General features: G+C 38.3%; 14 protein-coding genes. 8 read left to right on the top strand and 6 right to left on the bottom strand.

Going from position 1 to position 13,581, the window contains the following annotated elements; genetic code table 11:
- Positions 1-39 precede the first annotated feature (39 nt).
- Complete coding sequence (locus CLV96_RS06130) at positions 40-243, top strand: hypothetical protein (RefSeq protein WP_004785222.1); 204 nt, start codon at positions 40-42, stop codon at positions 241-243.
- Positions 244-246: 3 nt separating this feature from the next.
- Positions 247-1,470, top strand: coding sequence for an LIC_12337 family protein (locus tag CLV96_RS06135; RefSeq protein WP_004787485.1), 1,224 nt, complete (start codon positions 247-249; stop codon positions 1,468-1,470).
- Positions 1,471-1,489: 19 nt separating this feature from the next.
- Here the strand turns inward: CLV96_RS06135 and CLV96_RS06140 are convergent, their stop codons facing one another.
- On the bottom strand, positions 1,490-2,638 hold the full coding sequence (locus CLV96_RS06140) for a hypothetical protein (RefSeq protein ID WP_004787701.1): 1,149 nt from the start codon (positions 2,636-2,638) through the stop codon (positions 1,490-1,492).
- 52 nt (positions 2,639-2,690) lie between these two features.
- Here CLV96_RS06140 and CLV96_RS06145 point away from each other — a divergent pair, with 52 nt between their 5' ends.
- On the top strand, positions 2,691-4,229 hold the full coding sequence (locus tag CLV96_RS06145) for an ArnT family glycosyltransferase (RefSeq protein ID WP_004785466.1): 1,539 nt from the start codon (positions 2,691-2,693) through the stop codon (positions 4,227-4,229).
- Here the strand turns inward: CLV96_RS06145 and CLV96_RS06150 are convergent.
- Positions 4,226-4,630 carry a thiol-disulfide oxidoreductase DCC family protein gene (locus tag CLV96_RS06150; protein WP_004785849.1) on the bottom strand — a complete coding sequence of 135 codons (405 nt, stop codon included), beginning with the start codon at positions 4,628-4,630 and terminating at the stop codon, positions 4,226-4,228. The genes CLV96_RS06145 and CLV96_RS06150 overlap by 4 nt on opposite strands.
- Positions 4,631-4,697: 67 nt before the next feature.
- On the opposite strand from CLV96_RS06150, the gene CLV96_RS06155 reads away from it, so the two are divergent.
- Positions 4,698-6,644, top strand: coding sequence for a M3 family metallopeptidase (locus CLV96_RS06155; protein WP_004786578.1), 1,947 nt, complete (start codon positions 4,698-4,700; stop codon positions 6,642-6,644).
- On the opposite strand, the gene CLV96_RS06160 is transcribed toward CLV96_RS06155, so the two are convergent.
- Positions 6,615-7,184 (bottom strand): SCO family protein, encoded by a 570-nt coding sequence (locus tag CLV96_RS06160; RefSeq protein WP_004787304.1) that lies wholly within the window; start codon positions 7,182-7,184, stop codon positions 6,615-6,617. The two genes, CLV96_RS06155 and CLV96_RS06160, sit on opposite strands and share 30 nt — an antisense overlap.
- The gene (locus tag CLV96_RS06165; protein ID WP_243836420.1) at positions 7,181-7,660 is read right to left on the bottom strand and encodes a copper chaperone PCu(A)C; all 480 of its coding nucleotides are present in this window, start codon (positions 7,658-7,660) and stop codon (positions 7,181-7,183) included. The genes CLV96_RS06160 and CLV96_RS06165 overlap by 4 nt, the downstream gene beginning before the upstream one ends.
- Between CLV96_RS06165 and CLV96_RS06170 the strand changes: the two genes are divergently transcribed.
- Complete coding sequence (locus CLV96_RS06170) at positions 7,629-8,648, top strand: alpha/beta hydrolase (protein WP_004784050.1); 1,020 nt, start codon at positions 7,629-7,631, stop codon at positions 8,646-8,648. The two genes, CLV96_RS06165 and CLV96_RS06170, sit on opposite strands and share 32 nt — an antisense overlap.
- On the opposite strand, the gene CLV96_RS06175 is transcribed toward CLV96_RS06170, so the two are convergent.
- On the bottom strand, positions 8,628-10,529 hold the full coding sequence (locus CLV96_RS06175; RefSeq protein WP_004785313.1) for a hybrid sensor histidine kinase/response regulator: 1,902 nt from the start codon (positions 10,527-10,529) through the stop codon (positions 8,628-8,630). The genes CLV96_RS06170 and CLV96_RS06175 overlap by 21 nt on opposite strands.
- Positions 10,530-10,552: 23 nt before the next feature.
- Here CLV96_RS06175 and CLV96_RS06180 point away from each other — a divergent pair, with 23 nt between their 5' ends.
- Genes CLV96_RS06180 through rktP form a run of 3 tightly spaced genes read left to right on the top strand, consistent with a single transcriptional unit; the run spans position 10,553 to position 12,705 of the window.
- A complete protein-coding gene (locus tag CLV96_RS06180; protein ID WP_004787433.1) occupies positions 10,553-10,822 on the top strand; it encodes a Sec-independent protein translocase subunit TatA/TatB in 270 nt (89 codons plus the stop codon).
- 9 nt (positions 10,823-10,831) lie between these two features.
- Complete coding sequence (gene tatC / locus CLV96_RS06185) at positions 10,832-11,614, top strand: twin-arginine translocase subunit TatC (protein ID WP_020778242.1); 783 nt, start codon at positions 10,832-10,834, stop codon at positions 11,612-11,614.
- Positions 11,611-12,705 carry an Arg-Lys translocation region protein phosphatase RktP gene (rktP, locus tag CLV96_RS06190; RefSeq protein WP_004786497.1) on the top strand — a complete coding sequence of 365 codons (1,095 nt, stop codon included), beginning with the start codon at positions 11,611-11,613 and terminating at the stop codon, positions 12,703-12,705. The genes tatC and rktP overlap by 4 nt, the downstream gene beginning before the upstream one ends.
- On the opposite strand, the gene bla is transcribed toward rktP, so the two are convergent.
- Positions 12,682-13,533 (bottom strand): subclass B1 metallo-beta-lactamase, encoded by an 852-nt coding sequence (gene bla / locus CLV96_RS06195; protein WP_243836421.1) that lies wholly within the window; start codon positions 13,531-13,533, stop codon positions 12,682-12,684. The two genes, rktP and bla, sit on opposite strands and share 24 nt — an antisense overlap.
- Between the last annotated feature and the right edge of the window lie 48 nt (positions 13,534-13,581).

Raw genomic sequence — 13,581 nt, forward strand, 5'->3', positions numbered from 1 at the left:
ATTCTTGCAAAAACTTCTCGTATCTTTTAGAACAAAGGTATGAGAAGATTTATCATTCAATCCATCGCCCTTTTCGCACTTAGCACACTCGTCGCTTGTTCGATGTTTCAAAAAGATGATAAAAAAGACGAAGATCTCATAGGGGCCCTCCTACTCTCTGTGTGGGCTTACAACCAATCTGCCGGCTGCTCTGGTCCAAAGTCTGGGTTTACCATCTGTATCCCCAAGGGAATTGCGGAATAAACCATGAAAAAGATCCTCTATGCCATTGTATTTTTTGGAATGAGCCTTCAGATTTCCGACTTTAATAAACTCACTCGTTTGGATCGGAACGACCAACTCGTCCATCTCTTTCGAGATGCCATCCATCTGGGAATTGGTTCTGAAAAAATTTGGTCGGCTACAAGTGCCGACAACTGGGGTTTTGTCCGCCAATCTGCAACCTGGGCCAGAGGGAATTCAGGGATCATCGATTCTCTCATCCTTGCGTTAAAAAACGCAGGTTACTTCAACAATGCAACACCACGCAATGATGTATTAAACAATGTCAATTTAAGTGGATTTGGTTCTGCCACACTAACCATTAAAATTAGCACACCCACGACAGGAGTTAGTTCCACTGCCTATACTGGAACCAAAGACTTTAACCATTTTTTTGAGATCAAAAAAACAGGTGCTTCAACTCCCTCCTTACAATTGTTTTTCGACGATCCAAACACAACTCTGGGTAACGATGGAGCATTGGTTTACTATCGTTTGGTTGACTTTGGTAATCCTCAGTTTGCCAACGTAGGAAATGTCATCACCGAAAGTTATACGGCAAACGACTCTGTTTACGGAACCAAATTCCAAACCTATACTTGGAGGAACGGTCCTGAAAATGCTAGTTGGATTAGCAGACATGGAAGAGTAGTTCTTACTGAAGTTGATGCAGGAAGACAGCTTTGTTTTCGTTCCGTGGTACGTTTGACATTTACCAAACTGAAAGAAGTTAACCCATCGGGAGCGGTAGCCTTAGATAATTTAAAAACTGTTTGTAACGCTGCACAAGGAACAGGATCAAGCGACCAAATCTACTATAACCTCGCTTATATGCAAAAGTTCGATTCACCTTTCCAAACTACAGCCAAAGCAACCTTCACGATGAGTGCGGCAAGACCGGAAACCATCTGCGCAATTCCAGAATCACCTTCTGCTCCCAATGTTCGCCTGTCATATGGGATTTTTAATATCAATGGGTATGTAACCGATCAATTGTTAGCAACACAAGTTCCAGCCGACTACCCTAGTCCAACTGTTGGCGGAGCTGATTTTATGTCCGTAGACGAAGCATTTAATCGAACCTATGTTGCCTTTGGTGCAAGCATATCGGGACAAGCAGCACTTGGTACGGTAAAACAATACGAAACCACTTCCAAAGCATTTTTGGATGCATTTGATGGTTCAGACCAAAATCTAAACTTCAAATAACGGTAGTAAAATTTAATTACTAATTATTTCTATAAATTGCGTTGGAGAGAATCGATCCTGTGAGGCCGATCATCTCCAACCTAACGTAGGAATCCTTCTCTTTAAGTTTATATTCGGCATAACTTGTGTCAGGGTTCACTTGTAAAACTTCTCCAGCTTGGCCAATAAAACGAATTTCAAGATAACGTTCCCTTGAACTCAATTGGATTGTCTGATCCTTTGTCATTTGTATCGTTGGGACTTTCGGATCATCAGCTCCATGAAAAAACTTTTTCACACAATAAAACGAACCTTGTTGGAGTGCCGATAGAACGGATGACTGGTCTTTTGTTCCTTTCTCTGTCACAATATAACGTAGAAAACTCTCCCCTTTGCGTCCTCTTTGGTTCCCCAAAGTTTGGATTGCATTCTTCCAACTCGGTTGGTCAAAACGTTTGATTGAGGATTCTGGAAAATAATGTAGGTCATCGCTGGCCATACAATGGACGTTTCTGCCTTGGCTAAGTAATGAATCTAAAATTTTAGGGTCATCTCCATAGGGAGAATAAACTTCAACTGCTTGGAAACCTCCAAGCGAAGATATCTCCTCTCTGGAAAATGAATCAAATAATTTAGGATGAGGAATGACCACATAACCACCTAACTTATGCATACGATCCATCACCCAATTGAGATTTTCTCTCGTTGCGTAAATTGGAAAATAATCATAAAATGACTTTTTAATCCCAATCGCTAAAAGATGGCGTTTTTTTATATTCTGCCCCCATTCCAAACCACGAATGTATTCTTGATTCTCTGTATCAGATATTTGACCGTAATCCGTGATGGAAACATTTGAAAATCCTTCCCTTTTGTATTCAGAGATAATTTCAGATACCGTATGTCTTTCTGGGGTGAACCAAACTTCATCGGAATGAGTATGTAAGGAAATTTTTTCCTGGTCTTCCCCATTCCAATTTTGGTATGGATTGACTATTTTTGATCCTTGGAAGGGAGATGAAGGAAGGAGAACTGTTTTTCTAAGAAGTAAAACAACAGCTAATTGATAAAATAATAAAATCCCGAACAAAGAGAACAAAAAAAGAACGTAACGATACTTCCACAAGGAAGGTTTATTCTCTGTTTGCCTTTCGGTGTTAACGATGGGCGCAGGAACATTGAAAAGCATAAAGAAACTGTATCGATTTTTTTTTCCAATTTGATTCCAGATTTGTTACAAAATGGATACAAAACCAAAAACTCAATTCCGCTTTGACAAAGAAGCGTGGGTTCCCTCTCGTGAGATTGTGAAATTCTTATCTGTCCATCGCACTTTCCTCATCCTTCTCTTTGTCCTAACCGTATTTTTGTTTTATGGAAATTCCTCTCCATTGGTGGACCAAGATGAGGCAGCTTATGCAGGATTTTCTCGAAATATGGTGGAAAATGGAGATTATCTCCGAATGGAATTTCCCTATTCTACCCCTCATAGAAAACCACCTCTCCATTTTTGGACCACCGCTGTTTTTTTCAAATGGTTCGGAGTTTCTGAATGGGTTTTACGTTTATTTCCCGCACTTTGTATTCTGGGAACAACTTTGTTAACATACCATCTTGCAAATGTTATGTTTGGATCAAGGACGGCATTATATGCTTTTAGTATATTGAGTTTTTCATTATACTTTCCGCTGAATGGAAAGATTGCGTTGGTCGATTCTCTTTTAGTATTTTTCGGAATGTCAGGCTTTGTATCTCTGTACCACTGGATCAAATCAAACAAAAAACGATTCGTATTTTTGTTTTGGCTCAGTGTGTGTTTGGGACTTCTTGTCAAAGGGCCACCTATCCTGATTTTTTTAGGTGGGACTTGTGCTCTCCTTTTAAGCATCAATCAAATTCGTTCTTGGATTTGGAAACTCCATCCATTTTTATGGTTTCCTCTAGCGATACTTCCACTTTTTTTATGGGGTTATTTATCTTGGCAAAAAGACAACGGAGAACTCATACGATGGATGTTGGATTGGTATATTTTTCGTCGTGCGACTGATCCAGTATTTGGTCAGTCAGGTCCACCTGGCACCTATCTGATGTTATTTGTTGTAACTCTTTTCCCTTGGACAAGAATTTATCTTTCATTTCTCTATGAAAATGGTTGGAAACTATTTGCCTTACTCAGAACAAACGGGTTTAAAATATTTAAAAATCTTTTCCCTTGGGAATGGAAAGAGATGGATTACACGTTTACACCAAAACGTTTTTTATTCCTCGGACTTGTTTTTTCTTGGATTTTTTATGAAGTTTTAGCAAGTAAACTTCCTTCTTATCCACTTTCCGCATATCCGATTCTTTCCATTCTACTGGGAGATCAACTTTCAAGAAAACACAACCAAATTTATATGTATCGAATCTATCTAACTGTTGCGCTTGTGATGGCTGCCATCATTTCCTTTATGATCCTACCTAAGTTTGCTGAAATCAGAAAAGACACAAAAAATCTGGCAAGGATCGTTAGCGGATACGTTCCAAAAGAAAAAACATTACATTCATTTGGAGCCCACGGGATTCCTAGTTTTGCATTTTATTACAATCGCCCGATAATAGAGATCAGTTGGAAAGATATCCAAACAACAAAGGGATATTTATTTGTTTCTGATTCTGATTATCAGGTTTGGAAAGAAATGGGAGTTTACTGGGAACCCGTGGGAGAACCATTTTCTCTTTATGCATATGATCGAAACAAAAAACTAAATCTTAGACTCGTAAAAACGATAGAACCTTAATCCAAAAATCGTTTTTTTATGTTTGGCGCAGGGACCATACAAGCTTCCGCTTTGCCAAACCAAACATATCGTCGTTTGGCGATGAAACGGTAAAGAGGATTTCGAATCATTCGGGGAACCATCCAAAACCCAAACAATAAAAACCAAGGGAATTTAAGTTCCCGAACCAATTGCAAAATGGCATCGGATTCTAAATACAAAGTCCCTTCCCTCCAATATAAAATGCTATCGGGAAGTTTTGGTGATATCTCTTTTGAAAACAAGGAATGAAAAGTCTCCGAACCAATGGCAGAAAAATATAAATTTTCTTTTTGGTTTTTTTTCAAAAGGAACTGGACCGATCCCATACACAAATGACAAATTCCATCAAAGAAAACAATTTTACTTTTTTCCGGTGGCATCCTTTCCCTCTACTTCCAAACTGACGAAGTATCAATTGAAATCGAGTCTAAATCCATAGAGGTCTTTATGTTTCCTGAATTTCATTCTGAAAATCTTCCCAAAAAAGAATCTGCCATTTTAGAAAAAATGGAGTCTAACAAAAAATTCATTCAAACTTTACTAAAAAACGACAAACCAACTTTTCAAAACTTTATCAAACCTTACCAAAGAATCCAAACAGAATTGGGGGATCTTGTTACAGAAGTTTCACATCTCAACTCTGTCAAAAACAATGAGGAAAGCCAAACCATCTACAGCCGGCTTTTACCAAAACTAAGCGAATACTATACAGACCTTGGGCAAAACGAAGATATCTTTTCTACATTTTTAAAAATCCAATCAACAGAAACAAATTTAACAAAAGAAGCAAAGAAAGTATTAGAAAATGAAATTCGAGACTTTCGATTGTCCGGAGTGGGATTGGACGTAAAAACGAAAGAAGAGCTCAAACAACTTCATATTCGATTGTCCGACCTTTCCAATCAATTTTCGCAGAATGTTCTTAATGCCACGAATGCGTTTTCTCTTAAACTTTCAGAAGAAGAAGTAAAAGGACTTCCCGAAAGCGAAAAATTATCTGCAAAACAAGAAGATGGAACCTATTTATTCACCTTACACTTTCCATCTTACATTGCTTATATGACTTATGGCGAAAACAGAGAAATTAGAAAAAAACTCTATGATGGTTATTGCACACGTGCTCCAGAAAACGGGAAATTAATAGAAGAAATTTTGGATCTCAGAGAAAAAGAAGCAAAACTTCTTGGTTTTCCCACCTTTGCCCATTTGAGTTTGGCTACCAAAGTGGCAGATAACCCGGAACAAGTAATCGATTTCATAGACCATCTAGGGGAAAAAGCAAAACCGATCGCCTTACAAGAACTAAACGAAATTAAAAATTTTGCTAAAAAGTTAGGGCATGCAGACCTTGAGCCTTGGGATCTCACGTATTTTTCAGAAAAACTTAAAAAAGAATCTTTTTCATATGATGAAGAAATTTACCGACCATATCTCGAAAAAGAAACTGTAATCAGTGGAACTTTTTTATTTTTAGAAAAACTTTTAGGCATTCAGTTCCAACAAGTTAACACAGCTGTTTGGGAACCATCCGTTCTTTGTTATGATCTCATCGTGGAAGGAGAAACCATATCTCGTTTGTATTTGGATCTAGAAGTGAGAACAGAAAAAAAAGGTGGTGCTTGGATGCACAATTGGAAACCGCATTTCCAAGATGAAACCGGAAAAACAGAACTTCCTGTTGCCTTTGTTGTTGCAAGTTTTCCAAAAGCCACAAAAACTCAACCTTCGTTACTCCGCCCCAGTGATGTGGTGACTCTCTTCCATGAACTAGGCCATGCTCTCCACCACCTTCTCTCCCGTGTGAACGAAGCTTTTGTGAGTGGAGTAAACGGGGTTGAGTGGGATGCAGTAGAATTCCCTTCCCAATTTTTAGAAAACTTTGCTTATGAACCAAAAGTTTTGGAGCTTTTTGCAAAACACTACGAAACCAAAGAGCCAATTCCGAATTCCTATATCGAAACTATGGTAAAAGCCAAAAACTTTATGTCGGCCATGGGAGTGGTGAGACAATTGGAATTTGCTAAGTTTGATATGTTGATTCATATGGAAAAACCAACAGAAAAAAGAGTTCAGGAAATTTTAGACCAAGTTAGAAAAGAATTCTCTGTGGTGTTCCCACCTGCTTATAACAAATTTCAAAACTCCTTTACCCATATCTTTGCTGGTGGGTATGCTGCTGGTTATTATTCTTACAAATGGGCAGAACTTCTATCGGCGAACGCCTATTATTCGTTTGTTGATAGAGGGGTTTTCGATCTAGATCATGCAGCACATTTCAGGAAAACTGTATTAGAAAAAGGTGGTTCAGGAAATGCGATGGATCTTTTCCGAGATTTTTATGGAAAAGATCCTGAGATCGATGCGTTACTTCGACTCAATGGAATAGCCGCTTAACTTCTGTATGGATCTTGTGATTATTTCTTTAGAATCGGTGGACTTGATTAGTTTTCGGGTCTTACGATTTTGATCTAAAACGTAAATATAAGTAGAATGGTCAATACTTTGACCATCTTCCGTTTTTTGAACATAGGCTGCGTATTGTTTTAAAATTTGGTTTGTCGTATCTGCTGAAAAAGAAAGGCCCACCGATTGAGGCAAATAAAATTGGACATACTTTGTGGTTGTCTCTGGTGAATCACGAACAGGGTCTACCGAGATAAAAACCACCTTAAATTTTGATTTTTCTTCTTCGGTTAGGGGTTCCACAGCGGCTTTTATTTTGGCGAGTGTATTCGGACAAAAATCGGGACAATATGTATACCCAAAAAAAACGAGTAACACCGGTTCGGGGAAAGATCGAAAGGAAATCAATTTACCTGATTTATCTTTTGCCTCTACATTCCCTCCTATCGGTAGGTCTGTAAATTCGAAAGCTGACCCGCAACCTCCCAAAAAAATCCCAATAACCAAAATTAAGATAAACTTTTTTTTCATAAAGAACGCTCTTCTACTATAACGACTCTTCTTTCTCCATTTGAAAACTCCAGTTCTAATTCTATTTTTTCAGAATGTTTTATTTTCTCATATAACATCAAATGTTTACCAGATCGCATCAATTGAATCGTCTGATTTGTTTTTACTTGGATAGGATATTCCAACTTACGCATTTTTGCCACTTGGGTCTCGTTGTCAATGGAGGTCTCATGGAACTCAACAGTTTTGTAATCATTACTGAGAATGTTTCGAATCTCCACATCGACTGCGAAAGGATTTCTAATTTCACCATATACGGCGGCAGTTTTTGCTACTTCTGGGGGTGGTGTCATCCAGAGTTGGATGGGTGCTGTCTGTTTGTGACAGAAAACAAACAAATTGACTTGAATTAGTAACAGAAATCCTGCATTTGTTATATTTAACTTTCGTAACAAGAGAACCTCGATGAGAATAATAATCAAATGGGTGATTGCCATCACTCTCATTCTATCTTCATTTCTAGTATCCACTTACAACTGGTCTATCAGTGAATACAATTATGATTCCTCGCGGAAATTCGAAAATTTTGACGCCTTCTACCAAAACGAACTGCAAATCAGTGCCAAAGAAAATACGAGACCAAACAACGAAGAACTGCTGGTTCGAGTTTCAGAAGAAAAAACACCCATCGCCATTGTCTACATTCATGGATTTGGTGCTAGCCGTGGTGAAGGGGAAGAAGTCACAAACAAACTCTCTGAATACTTTGGTGCCAATACCTATTACTTAAGATTACCCGGGCATGGAACGAATGCAGAAGATCACTTAAATACAAATTTTCAAACTTATCTCCAAGATGCAGAAGACAGTTTGATTTATGCAAGAGAACTCGGGCTAAAAACAGTTCTCATTGGAACCAGCATGGGCGGGAACATTGCCTCTTATTTAGCTGCAAAGTACCCTGACCTTGTAGATTCACTTATACTTGCTTCTCCATTTTATGATTTTGATGATCCAACTGCACATATTTTCCGATTTCATTGGGGGAAGTCTTTTATCAACGCAATCAAAGGAGAGATGCGAATTTCCAAAACCGACCCTAAAGATGAATCAGCGAAATATTGGTATCTAGACCAATACTATGGAGCCATTCAAAATATTTTGGATTTAAAACGTTTTATGGATCATAACAATCCTTATCCCAAAATTACGGCACCCACCTTACTCATGTACTACTATAAATCAGAAAGTGAACATGATTTTGTTGCTTCCATTCCGGCAATGTTACATGTTTATGATTTAATCCAGTCCGGACAAAATCCAAACCCAAAAAACAAACTCTTAAAAATTGAAAATGGTTCCCATGTTTTACTTTCAAAGTATGTAAAATCTGACAAAGAACTGATTGAAAAAGAACTCATTCAATTCATCAAGGACAGCACGGGAGCGGAAGAAGTTCCGAAACTAAAGAAACCCAAACGATAACAAAATTGTTTCGTAAAGTTCATCAACGGATATTGGTTTAGAACGAACCAATATCCCTTCTGCATCCAACTCCTCCGAATCAAGTCCATCCATATTTCCCGTATACAAAATCGCAGAAAGACTCGGGTTTACCTTTTTAATTTTTCGAATGAGACTTAAGCCGTTCAATTCTCGCATTCTATAATCTGATAAAATAAAATCGGGTGTTTTATCCCTTAGTCCATCCAAAGCCATAGACGAACTGCGAAAAACTTTTGGTACAACTTGTTTCTGTGAAAGTACAAAACAAATTGCTTCGCTTGCTGCCTCATCATCTTCTACGATCCAAATTTCTTTTTTAGAAATCTCTGACCAAACATCTTTTGGATTGTTTCCATGGACATGAGGAGGAGTCCCCAAAACAATTTGTCCTTCTTCCAAAGGAAGGAAAATATTGATGAGGACAGTCATTGGTTCTGGTTTTTCGATATAAAACTCACCACCCCAGTTCTTCACATAACGGTTGATTAGGTGCATTCCTGCCCATTGGAATTCTTCATCACCGAAATTCACAAAATCAAGTGTATTAAGCCCTGAAAGACTTGGTAAAGATAGGCCTGTAAATTCCATAGAAACCAATAGTTTAAATTCATCCGCTGAGGAAGTTTGGATCCGAACAAGCCCTCTTTTTCGATCATCCCAAACAAGAAGTCCTCCCGAAGTTAATTCACAGAGAATTTTGGAAAACCGCACGGCATCTAACTTGGTATATAATGGAGATTTGTAAAAATCGAATTGGGCTTCCACATTTTTTGGTAAACCCGCATTTACAAGAGGGATTGAGGATTCCACTACGGAAGAAATTTCAATTTTTGTAGCGGAGTTTTCATCTTTTACTTTAGAGTATTTAATAATTCGATGGATCATTGAACGTGCATTATCTGCACCCATTCTAATTTTTTCCAAATATTCCAAAATTCGATTTTGATCAAATTTTCCGGATTGGATTTGTTCTTCCCCTAACTGAGAAAAAACATGAATGGGTTGGAGGTAATTATTTAAGTCATGGGCAATGTTCGTAGCCAAACTTCCAATGGTTTCCATTTTTTGGGAATGTAACTGATAAGACTCAAGCTGTTTTTTTTCTGTAACATCATCCAGAAATACATAATAAAAATCAGGTTTCCCTTGTGAGTTACGAAAGGCACTAATTCGTCGATAAACACTGATTCGGCGTCCATCTTTTCTAGTTAACCTCGACTCTTCGGCTCCCTCTTTAAAAAAACCAAAGTATTCCATCTCTTCTTCAGAAATAGGTTCGCCTTTTATTCGTTTGATATTCAAATCTGTTAAATTCTGAAAACTATAACCGGTGATCTCTGTAAACCTCGGATTGATGCGGAAGTATCCACCTTCCCAATCTTGTAAGGCCATTCCGACCGATGCATTTTCAAAGAGGCCGAGAAAAAACTGAATTTGTTCAACAATATTGATTTCATTTGTTTTTTCATTCGTAACATCACGAACAAAAACAATTTGTAAATCAGAATCCATGTTTGGAATGTTTACTTTTCTTTTTTCAAATTGAAACCATCGAACAAGAACTTCATTCGGCATCAAGAATCGGTAGTCGCCCGTGATGGTGTCCCGATCAAAATGTTTGTTGGGAGATAAAAACTGATCTTTGAAGTTTATTTTGTCTTCTTCGGCAACCCATAACAATAAATCGGACTCCAAACACTCCTCACCCGACTTATCGCAGCCCAAATTGTTTTTAAAAAAATCGTTTGAAAATAAAATCTGACCGGTTTTTGGATCTGTTAAATAAACCCCACCGGAAAATAGGTTGGGCAAGACCTTAAAGAATTCTATCATTCCGCTTGCTTCTAGATTCGATTGCATAACTCTTGCCTTAAGAGGGAAATATGCCATCCAATCCGTTTTCTTTTCAAGCACCTATTGCTTTTTTTAATTTAGGACCATGGGAGATTGCACTCATTGTGTTCTTAGCGTTACTTTTTTTTGGCGGAAAACGACTCCCAAGCCTTGCCAAAGATTTGGGTTCTGGAATCAAAGAATTTCGGAAGTCCTTAACCGGCCAGGAAGACGAGCCATCTCAAACTAGTTTTCCACAAGAAGAACCAAAGTCCGCATCCACGGGTGCCTCCAAATCCGGAAAAAAGAAAAAAGCATAAGAAGAAACCTTGGCCGGGAAAAAAAGAACCGCACCACTGCCACTGCCGGAGGATTCCGAAACCAGGGAGAAATACATGTCCCTGGGGGATCATTTAGAAGAACTCCGGCAAAGACTCATTTATTCCATTTTAGTGGTCTCTGCCTTTATGGTAGGAACATTGTATTTTGGAAGCGAGATCCATACTTTTCTCATCCAACCCTATAAATCAGTCCTGGGACCCGATGCCCATTTTTTTCAGATCCAGCTCATGGCTCCATTTCTGATTTATCTCAAAACCTCGTTTATCTTATCGGTTCTTGTTTCTTTGCCATTTCTCTTATACATCCTTTGGGGATTCATCGCTCCTGCTGTGGACCCAAGAACAGAAAAATGGGGAAAATTTATCATTCTTTTTTCCACCTTACTCTTTTGGTCGGGGCTTGCTCTTTGTTGGTTTACCGTCTTCGAAAATTTCCTTCGGGTTTTCCTTGTGGTACTTAGGCCGGATGGAGTGGATCCGTATTTACCGATTGACGAATACTACGATTTGTTTTTTAATTTGCACCTAGTGTTTGGTGCTTCTTTTCAATTACCAATTGTTCTCATCTTACTTGGTAGGATTGGTATCCTTTCTTCTCGTTTTCTGATTTCCAGATGGAGAGAGGCAGTGCTTGTCATCGCAGTTGTTTCAGCTGTTTTATCTCCGGGCCCTGATGTTTTTTCGATGTTGATGTTACTGGTTCCTCTTAGTTTTCTATTCTTTCTTTCTGCCATCATTATGAAAGTATTGGAAACAACAGACCGCAAATGAGTTATCGAGTCAAACTTCCTGTACTGTTAGGTATTATTTCTTTTCTTTTCTTTTTTATCCATTTTTTATTTGCAGAATTTACATTTACCCATTGGCAAAATCCCAAAGGAGAAAATGCACTTAACTTCAATTTGGTTGGGATTTATTCTTCTTTTGTATTTTCTCTCCTCATTGGTTTTTTAACCTATTATTTTCTCGGATTTTTATATCAGTATATTTTACATTTAATAGCGCATATCCAAGACAACGAACTACCAAAAGACATTCGAAATCTAAACAAAGAAACTGAAGAATACAAAATTTATAAGTCGGTTCGGTTCACGCTCCTCCAAGGAGATGAAAGTTTAGGTGAAGAACAATTTGAAAACAAATTTGATTGGAAAACAAACCAAGCCGTTTCCGTAAATAAACAAATCCCTGACATTTTGATCCCAAAAATTCCCGGATTCGATGTCTCCGTATTTCCTTCTGTCATGCGTTATGCGGGAGCAGATTACATTCGGATTGTCAGAGCAAAGGATGGAATTTTTGGAATCCTTGCGGGACATATGGAACCAGGGATTTTAGAATCTTCTGAAAAGGTATTTATACATGGAATCATCTCTTCTTTTGGTGAGGGTCTTTTTACTACCGAAGAAATTTTAGAGAAACTAAAATCTGCCCTTCACCAATTTACATTTTTAAAATTAAAAATCTCTGCTTTTGGAATCCAAAATAGAGAAGACAAAATGTCTTTTTTACACTATATGGACATGCCTATCTTTCAATTTTCTGATCATGGAATCCAAGTGATTGAAGGGAGTGGAGATGACCATTGGTATCCGAACCACAAACATCCACTCTCGATGGCCGATGGAATTGAAATTGGAGATTATTTGGTTTGGGCAAGTGACAGAACTCTCACTCAGTTTGGACTTACATCTTTTGAAATTATGGAAGAGTTCGTAGATTATCTTTTAGACTTAAAACCAAGCTCGTCTAGACAGATGTTACTTGCGATTGCCAAAAAGATGGGTGCATTAGGTGCAGAAAGAAATCTTACAAACCCAATGGAAAAACTTTCAATTTTAGTCGTTAGGCGAAACAAGTAAACGAATCGTATGGCGAAGTAAGTCTAACTTTCCCCAGTCGCCATGACCGGGAACCACTACTTCTGCATCTGGATACCGTGACAAAACCCTCTTCACAGAATTTGGCCATTCATTCAAATCCGCTTCCTTTACATTCCCAAGATCTTTTGCATCCAGTGCCTTGACGAGGCATCCTCCAAAGAGGATATGGCTTTCAGGAAGCCATACCACAATATTGTCTGACGAATGTCCATGGCCTGGAAAAAAAACCTCTACCGACTGATTTCCAGCGGAGAGTCTTGTTTGGATATCAAGAATAGGATTTGTTTTTCCAAACCCTCTTTCTTTTGCTAATTTTGCCGTTAAGGAAGTGCTATAAACAGGAATCTTCCTATTTTGGAAAAGAGAAACTCCCGCCATACGGTCGTCATGTGCATGAGTCACAATTAAAAACAAAATATCTTTTTGGAACTTAGTCTGAATCTCAGAAAATAATGCTTCTGTTTGTGACTCGGTCCACGGTGTATCAACTACGACAGCACCTTTGTTTGTGAGAACCACTAGGCCATTGGCAGAATACAATTGCCCACCAAATTCTCCAAAACTGCGATGGATCCAAACCGTTTCTTTAATTTTGACCCATTCGAGATGGTTTGTTTTTTGCACTTCCATCTCGTTTGAACCAGAAGCGCTGGCATGGGTGGTAGGTGCGAGATCCGAGTCTTTTTGCAAATGACAATGGGAAAAAGAAAACACCATGCAAACAGTCAAAAGCAAAACAAAAAGTCGAATCTGAGTGAAGAGAAGTGGGAAAGTTTGTCGGTATCTTTTCGGATGAGAATCCATCATTGGCACCTCTATAAAAACAAAAACCTATCAAAACGATAGGTTTAATAT

Source organism: Leptospira meyeri, assembly GCF_004368965.1.
In the GTDB taxonomy this organism is placed as follows: Bacteria; Spirochaetota; Leptospiria; order Leptospirales; family Leptospiraceae; genus Leptospira_A; species Leptospira_A meyeri.